This window comes from Pedobacter nutrimenti (assembly GCF_032678445.1).
Classification (GTDB): domain Bacteria; phylum Bacteroidota; class Bacteroidia; order Sphingobacteriales; family Sphingobacteriaceae; genus Pedobacter; species Pedobacter nutrimenti_A.
The window spans coordinates 44561-56189 of record NZ_JAVTSQ010000020.1 but is presented as its reverse complement, the minus strand read 5'-3'; the positions used below and the strand labels follow the sequence as shown (position 1 = coordinate 56189).

Below are 11629 nucleotides of genomic sequence, written 5' to 3'. Positions count from 1 at the left end.
AATCTTTATTGCATTAAAAATTTAAATCCACCGATGTTTTTAAGTGCGATACCGGTTCCGCGCACTACTGCTCTTAACGGATCTTCAGCAACGTGAACAGGCAATTTGGTTTTTGCAGCAACACGTTTGTCCAGCCCGCGTAGTAACGCTCCACCACCTGTCAGGTAGATACCTGTCTGGTAAATATCGGCTGAAAGTTCCGGAGGAGTGATTTCCAGGGCTTTAAGGATCGCTTCTTCAATTTTGGAGATGGATTTGTCTAAGCAGTGTGCAATTTCTGTGTAAGAAACCGTAATCTGTTTAGGTACACCTGTCATCAGGTCTCTTCCCTGTACTGCAAAATCAGCAGGTGGATCTTGTAATTCAGGTAATGCCGCACCTACTTCTATTTTGATCTTTTCTGCCGTACGGTCACCAATCATAATGTTGTGCTGACGGCGGATGTAATTCACAATATCAGAGTCAAAATTATCTCCTGCAACACGGATAGACTGATCGCATACAATACCCGAAAGCGCAATTACTGCGATTTCAGTTGTTCCACCACCTATATCAATGATCATGTTACCCATAGGTTCCTCTACATCGATTCCAATACCAACTGCAGCAGCCATAGGCTCGTGGATCAGGTATACTTCTTTAGCACCGGCAATTTCTGCAGAGTCACGTACGGCACGTTTTTCTACTTCAGTAATACCTGAAGGAATACAGATTACCATTCTTAACGAAGGGAACATCCAGCCTTTACCGCCGTTCAGCATTCTGATCATACCTTTGATCATGGCCTCTGCGGCATTAAAATCAGCAATAACACCATCTTTTAAAGGTCTCACCGTACGGATATTATCGTGGGTTTTACCTTCCATCTGCATGGCTTGCCTTCCTATAGCTATAATTTTGTTAGTCTGTCTGTCAAATGCAACGATAGAAGGTTCATCAACAACCACTTTATCGTTATGTATAATCAGGGTATTAGCGGTGCCCAAATCGATAGCAACCTCTTGCGTAAACCAGTTAAATAAACCCATTTATAGGTGATAATTATAATTTAAAAAAAATCTATGTATTATACTAATGTAAAACTACGTCTTTTTATTGTATTTGGGGATAAAAAAATTAGTGTTTAAAATGTCTTACACCCGTAGTAACCATTGCAATACCTTTCTCGTTGGCTTTATTTATAGAGTCTGCATCTTTAATGGATCCACCTGGTTGTAAAACCGCTGTAATCCCCGCATCAGCCGCGATTTCCACACAGTCAGGGAATGGGAAGAAGGCATCCGATGCCATTACAGCACCTTGTATACTGAAACCAAAGTCTTTTGCCTTAACAATGGCTTGTTTAAGGGCATCAACTCTGGAAGTTTGTCCTACGCCGCTGGCAATCAGGCAATCGTTCTTTACAAAAACAATGGTGTTAGACTTGGTGTGTTTTACAATTTTATTGGCGAAGAACAAGTCTTTTAATTCTTGTGCTGTTGCCGTTTTCTCTGTTACTGCAGTCATTTGTTCAGGACCTTCGATCACTAAATCCTTATCCTGCTCTATAACGCCATTTAAAAGTGTTTTAAATTGTTTTTTGGAAAGTTCTACGTCATTTCTTTGCAGGATAACACGGTTCTTTTTCGCTTTAAACAATTCTACGGCTTCTGGTTGATAAGAAGGGGCAATCAGTACTTCGAAGAACAGTTTATTGATTTCTGTTGCTGTAGCCAGATCAATTTCGCGGTTGGCAATCAGTACACCACCAAAAGCAGAAACAGGATCACAAGCCAAAGCATCGATCCAGGCGTTTAAAATGTTTGGTCTTGAAGCCAGGCCGCAAGCATTGGTGTGTTTCAGGATCGCTACAGTAGGCTCCTGGAATTCATCAATTAAAGCTACAGCTGCATCTACGTCTACCAGGTTGTTGTAAGAAAGTTCTTTACCATTCAGTTTGGTGAACATTTCATCCAGATTGCCATAGAACACGCCTTGCTGATGCGGGTTTTCTCCGTAACGCAGGGTTTGAGCAGTATGGATACTTTGTTTAAATACATTCAGGGGTTCTTCAGTATTGAAATAATTGAAGATGGCTGTATCGTAATGAGAAGAGGTATGGAAAGCTTTTTTAGCATAGGCTTTGCGCTGTGCTAAAGTAGTTTCTCCGTTTTGCTCTTCCAGTTGTGTCTGAAGTGTTGCGTAATCGTCTTTAGAGGCTAAAATGACAACATCATTAAAGTTTTTAGCTGCGGCCCTGATGAGAGAAATGCCGCCGATGTCAATTTTTTCAATGATGTCTGTTTCAGAACCACCGCCTTTAACTGTTTCTTCAAAAGGATAAAGGTCTACAATAACCAGATCAATTTCCGGAATCTCGTATTGCTCAATCTGTGCTTTGTCGTCATTCAGGTTTCTCCTGTTCAGGATACCACCAAAAACCTTTGGATGTAAAGTCTTTACACGGCCGCCCAGGATGGAAGGATAACCCGTAAGGTCTTCTACTGCGGTAACAGGCAGATTTAAGTCTTTTATAAACTGTTCTGTGCCTCCGGTGGAGAATAATTGAACACCTTGTTGTGCAAGCAGGCGAACCAAAGGTTCTAAACCGTCTTTGTAATAAACTGAAATTAAAGCGTTTTTGATCTTTATTGAATGGCTCATCAGAGAAAAATTTTGAGCCGCAAAATTAGGATTTTTAAGCGATAATTTTTTAAGAGAATTTAATAAAAATAATTACTTTCTGATCTTTTTTAAAATAGACTCCACAACGCGGGGATAATGAAGGTGTTCCAGCTGCTGACCTTTGAATTTAATCATCTCCAGATTGTCCTCTTTATCAATGCGGTATTTGGCCTGATAAATGTATTCTCCTTCGTCATAATTCTCATTCACATAATGAATCGTAATCCCGCCTTCTGGTTCTTTGGCTTCCATTACTGCCAGGTGGACATGATCTCCGTACATGCCTTTTCCTCCAAACTTTGGCAGAATGGCAGGGTGGATGTTCACAATTCTTCCCGGATATTCGTGAATCAGACTTTTAGGAATAAGCCATAGGAATCCTGCAAGCACAATGAGGTCTATGTCGAGATTTTTAAGTAGTTCTACAATATGATCTGTTTTGTAGAATTCATTCTTGTCAAAAATATGGCTTGGGATTTCAAAATTGTCGGCGCGTTGTAATACGTAAGCATCTGGATTATTAGTGAGTACCAGGGCAATTTCCACTTCTGAGCTGTTTTTGAAGTGTTCCATCAATTTTTGAGCATTTGAACCCGAGCCTGAGGCGAATATTGCAACGCGTTTTTTCATAGTGTGTATTTGTTCTGGTATTCAAGCTGGCTGCGCAGGTTTTCATTTAGCTGGCTTGATTCGTTTTCATCTGTGTGTATGTGTATTCTGAACCAAAAATAGCATTTTAAGTGTTTAGATTAAAATTAAGCACTACTAAAAGGGATATGGGGGTGAATTGTGTCGGGAAATTGTGGCGGAAAATTCTGTACAGCTGCTTCAAGACTAACGATATCAGGTCCGCTGAAGGAGCGGACAGATCTCTGAGGTCTTTCCGCAGCGTACGAGAATTTTCCGTAGCAAATTGCAGAGGAGGGTGGTGACCGGGTATGGCGCAGAGACAGTTTATACCTGCTGGTACGTTAAATTGTCGATAGATAGGTCTTAAAGCGCCGATTGCTCGATAGAACCGGGGTGTTTACCTAAGTTACGGCGCAGGAGTAGCGGAGAAGCGGCGAACTATCCCTAAGCCAGGTGTAAGTGTCCTATTCTGGAATAAGGTTGCAATGAGGGGGTGAATTGTGAAGGAAAATTTTGTACGACTGCTTCAAGGCTAACGATATCAGGTCCGCTGAAGGAGCGGACAGATCTCTGAGGCCTTTCCGCAGCGTACGAAAATTTTCCGTAGCAAATTGCAGAGGGGAGGGTGGCCAGGTATGGAGCAGAGAAGGGGTCGAAATGTTTTTTTGGTTTGGGTGGATTGTTGGCGGGTTGTGGATCCGGAATAGCTGGCGTGAAATCCTGGGCGCCTGGAAACAAATGAATTGCGTCTGTGAGAATGCCTTTTAAGGTTTGCGGCCTTTTTTAGGCCACCTAAGCTTAAGCAGCATTCGAACAGATCGCTTTCATTTGTTTATATATTATCTATTTATCTATATGTTAGCTGCTTAACTTTCTTTAAGTACCATGTCGATGGTGATGGCTGCGGAAAGAATGGCCACTTTATGCTTGTTCTGGCTGTAGAGCGGATCAATATGGACATTATATTTATCTGCAGTGGTAAAGATTTCTTTTAGTGCGCCAGCCCATTTTTTACTGATAGAACCCATTTCAATCTGGTTACTGTCTTTAATTACAAAATTCCAGGCCTTCCAGTCTCCTGTGATCTCTGCAATCAGTTCTCCGTCGGGTTGCTCGATCTTAAAAGTCGGTTTGAAAAATTTAAATTTCTGTTTGATGATGGCAATGGGGTTTTCATAAGCATCATTGATGATGATCTTAGACATGAAAAAAGTGAAACCTCTGGAGATGACCGCCTGGAGTTCGTCGTCATTATTGACAATATTCAATTTAAAAGGGAGCATGCGTTTGTCTACTAAAAAGCGGAGCGCTTTCTGTCCAAAGGTCAGGATTTGTTTTACTGCGCCAATGTTTTCTCCCTTTTCATCAAAAATTTTGTAAACGTTTTCAAATTTAAATAGATTTACTTTTTCGTCAATAAAATAGTCGTGACCGTCAAAAAAATTACTGTTCATAGGTATTATAGGATTTTAAATGCAGCCCCAAGATAAAGAGTTTTCCTCATATGACCCTGCTTCTTCTGAAGGTAAATGGCTAAATGAGACGCTCAGGATCTTAGCTGTGACTTAACAAATTGATTGATAAGGGCATGATTGCTTCGTTGCCATTGAAAAAAAATAACAAACAGATGAAAAATAATTGCGTAATGATTTTGCAATTAAAAACATAAGTCCTATATTTGCAGTCCGAAAAAAATAGAAAACAAAGGCTAAAGAACAATGGCAAATCATAAATCAGCTTTAAAAAGAATAAGAGCAAACGCAACTAAACGTCTACGTAACAGATATCAGGCAAAAACTACACGTACCTTTATCAAAAGACTTCGTGCTGCTGAAGATAAAAAAACTGGATTGGAATTATTACCTAAAGTAGTTTCGATGTTAGATCGTTTAGCTAAGAAAAATGTTATTCACAAAAACAAAGCTGCGAACAACAAATCAAAATTGACTAAATTTGTTAATGGCTTAAAATAAATATAGCTTTACAATATTCAGAACGGGATAGGCACTGCTTATCCCGTTTTTTTTGTTCCTATGACAATATACGAACAAAAAATAGGGATAAAGCACTGGGCAGAAGAAGACCGCCCGAGAGAAAAACTAGTACTTCAAGGCAGAAGGCATTTAACTGATGCAGAACTGTTAGCCATTCTGATTGGCTCTGGAAACCGGGAAGAAACCGCTGTTGACCTCAGTAAGCGTCTGCTTCTTTTTTATAAAAATGACCTGGACCAGTTGGGGAAAGCATCCATCACTGAACTGTGTAAATTTAAAGGAATTGGAGAGGCCAAGGCGGTTGCGATTGTGGCTGCCCTGGAGCTGGGCAGAAGAAGAAAGGAAAGCCTGCCTGCAGAAATCCTGAAAATTACAGGAGCAAAAGATGCCTTTGATATTCTTTCTCCTATTCTTTCTGATCTTCCCCACGAGGAATTCTGGATGCTTATCCTGAACCGAGCCAATCATGTAAAGGATAAAGTGCTCATTAGCAGGGGAGGTCAGTCTGGAACGGTGGTAGATACCAAAATCATTTTTAAAAATGCACTGGACAAGAATGCCAGCTATCTGATCCTGGCCCATAATCATCCCTCAGGAAATACCAAACCGAGTACGGAAGACCTTAGGCTGACCAGAAGGATTTCAGAAGCAGGAAAAATCCTCGATATCCCCATCTTAGATCATATAATCATTGGAGACCGTTCATTCTTTAGCTTTGCAGATGAAGGATTGGTTTGAGATTTTATATCTTTGCATTTTATACGGATAATATAACATGAAGATCTCTTATAACTGGCTTAAACAATTCATTCAAACAGATAAAACACCACAGGAACTTTCACTGATTTTGACCAATATAGGTCTGGAAGTAGAAAGTCTGGAAAAAGTACAGCCCATTGCAGGCGGACTTGAAGGTTTGGTGATCGGTAAGGTGCTGACTTGCGTGCAGCATCCGAATGCAGACCGTTTAAGAGTAACTACTGTAGATGCAGGAGGAGCAGAACACATCCAGGTGGTTTGTGGTGCACCCAATGTTGCCGAAGGACAAAAAGTGGTTGTGGCCACTGTAGGTACTACAGTGTATCCTAATGAAGGAGAGCCTTTCAAAATCAATAAATCGAAAATAAGGGGAGAAGTTTCTGAAGGTATGATCTGCGCAGAAGACGAGATCGGTCTTGGCGGTTCTCATGCCGGTATCATGGTGCTTCCTGAAGATACTCCGGTAGGTATTCCTGCAAAAGAATACTTTAAAATGGAAGACGATTATCTGTATGAAATTGGTTTAACCCCAAACCGTGCAGATGCAGCCTCCCACTTGGGCGTTGCTCGTGATCTGGCCGCTTATTTCCGCACCGAAATAACGATGCCTGATGTTTCCTCTTTTAAAACGGATAATGAAGACCTGGATATTAAAGTACAGGTTGAAGACGAAGATGCCTGTCCGAGATACAGCAGTGTCAGCATCAGCGGTGTAACTGTGGCCGATTCACCAGACTGGCTGCAGGATAAGCTAAAAGTGATTGGCATTCGTCCCATCAATAATATCGTAGACATCACCAATTATGTTCTGCATGAATTAGGGCAACCTTTGCATGCTTTTGATGCCGGTCAGATTACCGGAGGAAAAGTTTTTGTCAAAAAAGCGACAGAAGGCGAGCCTTTTGTTACCCTTGATGGCATTGAACGTAAACTTTCGGCAGAAGACCTGATGATCTGCAATGCAGCAGCACCTATGTGTATCGCAGGTGTTTTTGGAGGTAAAAGTTCTGGAGTAACAGCAGAAACCACTAAGGTATTCCTGGAGAGTGCTTATTTTAACTCCGTATCGGTACGTAAAACATCTAAACGTCACAACTTAAAAACAGATGCTTCGTTCCGGTACGAAAGAGGAACTGATCCTGAAATTACAGTCTATGCACTGAAAAGAGCAGCTTTGCTGATTCAGGAGATCGCTGGTGGTATGATTTCTTCCAATGTTTCAGACCTGTATCCGAACCCGGTTAAACCATTTGAGGTAGAGGTTTCTTATAAAAATATCAACAACCTGATTGGGGCTTCTATCCCGGACGCAGAAATTAAGGCCATTATTACCGCTTTAGGAATTGCTGTGGCAGAAGAAAAAGAAGGTCAGCTGTCTTTACGTGTGCCTAATTACAAGGTAGACGTGACCAGGGAATGCGATGTGACTGAAGAAGTTCTTCGGATCTATGGTTACGACAATATCGCCATTCCATCCAAGATCAATGCTTCTTTGTCGTACGGCTCAAAGCCCGACAGAGAATTGACCCAGCACATTATAGCGGATATGCTGACCGCAAACGGCTTTCTGGAAATCTGGTGCAATTCTTTAACCAAAAGTACCTACTCTAAAAATATTGATGAAGCCGTACACTTGCTTAATCCACTGAGTTCTGACCTCAATGTAATGCGTCAGAGCTTGCTGATGCCAGCCCTGGAGAGTGTGGCTTATAACCAGAACCGTAAAAATCAGGATGTGAAATTCTATGAATTTGGAAAGACCTATCACCTGATCAATGAAAAATATGTAGAGCGTCCGCGCCTGCTGCTCCTGATTTCGGGCACCAGCCTGCCTGAGCAATGGAACCATAAAGTCAATCCGGTGAGTTTTTATCACTTGAAAGCTGCAGTAGACGCCATTACAGGTCGTTTGGGTATCAGTACCTACCAAACGGAAGAAGTGAACGACGAAAACTTTGCTTATGGCATGCGCTATTTCCGCGGAGACAAAACTATTGTCACTTTTGGTGCTGCTACCGCTGCAGACAGAAAAAAAGGAGATGTGGATAAAGAGGTATTCTATGCTGATTTTGACTGGGCGTTGTTGCTGGAGATGATTAAAAAGAACAGAATCATCAACAAAGAAGTTCCAAAATATCCTTCCGTACGAAGAGATCTTTCTATGTTGGTGGATACTGAGGTCACTTTTGATGATTTGAAAACCATTGCTTTCAAGACAGAAAAGAAACTACTTAAAAACGTGCAGGTGTTTGATGTGTATAAAGGGGATAAATTGCCTGAAGGTAAAAAATCTTACGCTTTGAATTTTACTTTGCAGGACGAAGAGCAGACTTTAACCGATAAGCAAATAGATGCGGTTATGCAAAAGATTATATCTAACTTAGCGCAAACAGCAAAAGCAGAGATCAGAAAATAATTTATTGAGTAGAATTTCAGATAAAAATAAATTTTAATACCATGACTTCGGTTGCAGAACAATTAAATTCAGTACTACATAAAACAGCTCGTTTAATTGAGCTGTGCGGTGCTTTACAAGAAGAAAATGAGTTATTAAAGCTTGAAAATCAATCTATAAAGACTACTTTGGACGCTGCTAAAAATAAGAACACAGACCTGGAAGAAAAGCTCCGTGTATTGAAATTAGCGAAAAGTATTGAGGGAACTAGTGAAAAGACTCTTGATATAAAGCAAAAAATTAACGATTTTGTGCGTGAAATAGATAAGTGTGTTGTGTTGCTGAAGAAATAAGGCATCTGGAATAGTGAAATAAAGCTAAGAAATGGGAGAAATCTCGATAAAAATAACTATCTCTGACCGTATCTATCCCTTAAAGGTAAATACGGAAGAAGAGGAAATTGTAAGGCGGGCAGCCAAGATCATTAATGAGCGCATAAAGGACTATCAGGAAAATTATGCGGTAAGGGACAAGCAGGATTTACTCTCCATGGCGGTATTGCATTACGCAACAGCGGTATTAAGAGTAGAAAATAAGGCCCAGGATCAGGATACTGCCGTTGCCGATAAGGTGGAAGAGCTGGATAGTTTATTAAACGATTTTTTTTCAAAATAGGATTGTTCTTTATATAAGTTATATTAGCAAAAAGGTATAGCCGCAGCTAGACTCTTGAGTTTCATTATTTTTTAAACTTAACACTTCAATATTTATAGGGTTGAGAGCGTACATTTCATCTGCATTTGCACCTGAAAATAACGTAAATCCTAATTATGCTTACGTTGAAGTTTACAACATATGGAACAGAAAGAGTTTAGTTGCGGTTTTTTTTTACAAAAATTTTGAAAATAGAGCGTGCTTAAGCCAGCCTTTAAAGAGGGGATTTAAGCTTAGGCATGTTTTAATATATAATTAAATGGAAATAGTTGGAATAATAGGATATGTGCTTGCCGGCCTCGCCGTCGGTATATTAATAGGGCGGTACCTGCTTCGAGGCTTGCTGAAGAAACAGGAAATCGCAGCTCAGACAAAAGTTAAAAAGATTCTTAAAGATGCAGAGAGTAATGCTGACATCTTAAAAAGAGACCGTTTACTGGAAGCCAAGGAGAAATTCCTGCAGCTGAAAGCAGAACACGAGCAAGAGGTCAATACAAAGAACAACCAGATCAATCAGCGTGAGAATGCGTTGAAGCAAAAAGAGCAGAGTTTAAACCAGAAGATCGAAAACGCGACCCGTAAGGAACAAGACCTGGATGGCCAGAAAAAGAACCTGGAAAAACAAACCGATATCGCGGTTAAAAAGCAGGAAGAAGTTGATGTTCTGAAAAGTCAGCATGTAAAACAACTGGAAGCTATAGCTGGATTAAGTGCCGATGAAGCTAAAAATCAGCTGATCGAAAACATGAAGGAAGATGCCCGCTCTCAAGCCATGATCCAGGTAAAAGATATCGTTGACGAAGCGAAACTGACCGCTGGAAAAGAAGCTAAAAAAGTAGTGATCCAAACCATTCAGCGTACGGCTGTGGAAGCGGCTATTGAAAATACGGTCTCTATATTTCATATCGAAAGTGATGAGATCAAAGGCCGTGTAATTGGCCGTGAGGGTAGAAATATCCGCGCACTGGAAGCTGCAACAGGTATTGAGATCATCGTAGACGATACCCCGGAAGCGATTATTCTTTCGGGCTTTGACCCGGTAAGAAGAGAAATTGCCCGTTTGGCCCTGCATCGTTTGGTTACAGACGGACGTATCCACCCTGCACGTATTGAAGAGGTGGTGGCCAAAACCAAGAAACAAATTGAAGAAGAGATCGTAGAGATCGGAGAACGTACCGTGATTGACCTGGGAATCCATGGTCTGCACCCTGAACTGATCAGGATGGTTGGGCGTATGCGTTACCGTTCTTCTTACGGACAAAATTTATTGCACCACTCCCGTGAGGTAGCCAATTTCTGCGCGACCATGGCGGCAGAACTGGGCTTAAATGCGAAAATGGCCAAACGTGCCGGTTTACTACATGATATAGGAAAAGTGCCTGATGACAATCCTGAATTGCCTCACGCTATTCTGGGCATGCAGCTTGCAGAAAAATATAAAGAGCATCCAGAAATTTGCAATGCAATTGGTGCCCACCACGATGAAATTGAGATGACTTCTATGATCTCTCCGATTGTACAGGCTTGTGATGCCATTTCTGGCGCACGTCCGGGTGCAAGACGTGAGGTGGTAGAAAGTTACATCAAACGTTTAAAAGAACTGGAAGAGCTGGCTTTGTCATATCCAGGTGTAGAAAAAACATTTGCTATACAGGCCGGACGTGAATTACGCGTTGTTGTAGAAAGCGAGCGTGTAACCGATCAGCAGGCAGAATTACTGGCGGCTGATATTTCAAACCGCATACAAACAGAGATGACCTACCCAGGTCAGATCAAAGTAACCGTGATCAGGGAAACCCGTTCGGTTGCTTTTGCAAAATAAGATAAATACTGCGGAGCAGTAGGAAGCGGTGGAGCAATCCACCGCTTTTTTATTTTTGCGCCATCCTTAAGAATGCTTAATTTTACATCTAACAATTAAAGAGAATAAAATAAATAGATGAAAGCACAAGAGAAAAGCCAGGTTGATGTTCTTTTTGATAAGTATGCAGAAAGCCATCAGAATCACTCCAATGAAATTATTCACTGGGTATGTGTGCCATTGATCGTGTTTAGTTTGCTCGGCCTGATCTGGTCCATTCCCTTTCCTCACCTTGCTTTTCTGGGCAAGTATAATGGATACCTGAACTGGGCTTCTTTTCTGATCGCCTTTTCTATCTATTATTATTATAAACTTTCCCCGGTCATGTCCTACCTGATGCTTATCCTTATATTTATCATGTCTATGGGCATCGTGAAAATAGAGCAGGCACAAGCCAATGGAGGCCCTGCTTTATGGCTGGTGTGTGCGGTTATCTTCGTGCTGGCCTGGATAGGGCAGTTTATCGGGCATAAAATAGAAGGAAAAAAGCCCTCTTTTCTAGATGACGTTAAGTTCCTGTTAATTGGTCCAATTTGGCTGTTGCACTTCATTTGTAAGAAGATAGGTCTGAGATATTAGGCAAAATCTCGCTTGTTAACATAAACATAACAT

At 41.1% G+C, this 11629-nt stretch carries 11 protein-coding genes; 7 read left to right on the top strand and 4 right to left on the bottom strand.

Annotation, left to right across the window (positions count from 1 at the left end; all coding sequences use genetic code 11):
- Positions 1–5 precede the first annotated feature (5 nt).
- The 4 genes from R2S08_RS26975 to R2S08_RS26960 form a co-directional block, all read right to left on the bottom strand.
- Entirely contained in the window at positions 6–1028 is a 1023-nt protein-coding gene (locus tag R2S08_RS26975; protein ID WP_048907325.1) for a rod shape-determining protein, read from the bottom strand.
- 88 nt (positions 1029–1116) lie between these two features.
- Positions 1117–2643: a bifunctional phosphoribosylaminoimidazolecarboxamide formyltransferase/IMP cyclohydrolase gene (gene purH / locus R2S08_RS26970; RefSeq protein WP_316838014.1), complete on the bottom strand. Its 1527-nt coding sequence runs from the start codon at positions 2641–2643 to the stop codon at positions 1117–1119.
- A gap of 72 nt (positions 2644–2715) precedes the next feature.
- A complete protein-coding gene (locus R2S08_RS26965; protein ID WP_316838013.1) occupies positions 2716–3294 on the bottom strand; it encodes a phosphoribosylglycinamide formyltransferase in 579 nt (192 codons plus the stop codon).
- An 866-nt stretch (positions 3295–4160) separates the two neighbouring features.
- On the bottom strand, positions 4161–4748 hold the full coding sequence (locus tag R2S08_RS26960) for a phospholipid scramblase-related protein (protein WP_316838012.1): 588 nt from the start codon (positions 4746–4748) through the stop codon (positions 4161–4163).
- Positions 4749–5012: 264 nt separating this feature from the next.
- Between R2S08_RS26960 and rpsT the strand changes: the two genes are divergently transcribed.
- The 7 genes from rpsT (at position 5013) to R2S08_RS26925 (ending at position 11596) form a co-directional block, all read left to right on the top strand.
- Positions 5013–5267, top strand: a complete 255-nt coding sequence (gene rpsT / locus R2S08_RS26955; RefSeq protein WP_110833310.1) for a 30S ribosomal protein S20 — start codon at positions 5013–5015, stop codon at positions 5265–5267.
- Between the two features lie 60 nt (positions 5268–5327).
- Positions 5328–6026, top strand: a complete 699-nt coding sequence (gene radC, locus R2S08_RS26950) for a RadC family protein (RefSeq protein WP_316838011.1) — start codon at positions 5328–5330, stop codon at positions 6024–6026.
- Positions 6027–6063: 37 nt separating this feature from the next.
- Positions 6064–8463 carry a phenylalanine--tRNA ligase subunit beta gene (pheT, locus tag R2S08_RS26945; protein WP_316838010.1) on the top strand — a complete coding sequence of 800 codons (2400 nt, stop codon included), beginning with the start codon at positions 6064–6066 and terminating at the stop codon, positions 8461–8463.
- A gap of 41 nt (positions 8464–8504) precedes the next feature.
- Complete coding sequence (locus R2S08_RS26940) at positions 8505–8795, top strand: hypothetical protein (RefSeq protein ID WP_108553160.1); 291 nt, start codon at positions 8505–8507, stop codon at positions 8793–8795.
- A gap of 31 nt (positions 8796–8826) precedes the next feature.
- Complete coding sequence (locus R2S08_RS26935; protein WP_108553161.1) at positions 8827–9117, top strand: cell division protein ZapA; 291 nt, start codon at positions 8827–8829, stop codon at positions 9115–9117.
- A gap of 298 nt (positions 9118–9415) precedes the next feature.
- On the top strand, positions 9416–10978 hold the full coding sequence (gene rny, locus R2S08_RS26930) for a ribonuclease Y (protein ID WP_316838009.1): 1563 nt from the start codon (positions 9416–9418) through the stop codon (positions 10976–10978).
- Positions 10979–11095: 117 nt separating this feature from the next.
- Positions 11096–11596 carry a DUF962 domain-containing protein gene (locus R2S08_RS26925; RefSeq protein WP_316838008.1) on the top strand — a complete coding sequence of 167 codons (501 nt, stop codon included), beginning with the start codon at positions 11096–11098 and terminating at the stop codon, positions 11594–11596.
- The last annotated feature ends 33 nt before the right edge of the window (positions 11597–11629 follow it).

Bases quoted from the DNA above. Each gene is read 5' to 3' on its own strand.
- R2S08_RS26940 (WP_108553160.1), top strand. From the start codon at position 8,505: ATGACTTCGGTTGCAGAACAATTAAATTCAGTACTACATAAAACAGCT.
- R2S08_RS26925 (WP_316838008.1), top strand. From the start codon at position 11,096: ATGAAAGCACAAGAGAAAAGCCAGGTTGATGTTCTTTTTGATAAGTAT.
- pheT (WP_316838010.1), top strand. From the start codon at position 6,064: ATGAAGATCTCTTATAACTGGCTTAAACAATTCATTCAAACAGATAAA.
- R2S08_RS26975 (WP_048907325.1), bottom strand. From the start codon at position 1,028: ATGGGTTTATTTAACTGGTTTACGCAAGAGGTTGCTATCGATTTGGGC.
- R2S08_RS26965 (WP_316838013.1), bottom strand. From the start codon at position 3,294: ATGAAAAAACGCGTTGCAATATTCGCCTCAGGCTCGGGTTCAAATGCT.
- rpsT (WP_110833310.1), top strand. From the start codon at position 5,013: ATGGCAAATCATAAATCAGCTTTAAAAAGAATAAGAGCAAACGCAACT.
- radC (WP_316838011.1), top strand. From the start codon at position 5,328: ATGACAATATACGAACAAAAAATAGGGATAAAGCACTGGGCAGAAGAA.
- R2S08_RS26935 (WP_108553161.1), top strand. From the start codon at position 8,827: ATGGGAGAAATCTCGATAAAAATAACTATCTCTGACCGTATCTATCCC.
- rny (WP_316838009.1), top strand. From the start codon at position 9,416: ATGGAAATAGTTGGAATAATAGGATATGTGCTTGCCGGCCTCGCCGTC.
- R2S08_RS26960 (WP_316838012.1), bottom strand. From the start codon at position 4,748: ATGAACAGTAATTTTTTTGACGGTCACGACTATTTTATTGACGAAAAA.
- purH (WP_316838014.1), bottom strand. From the start codon at position 2,643: ATGAGCCATTCAATAAAGATCAAAAACGCTTTAATTTCAGTTTATTAC.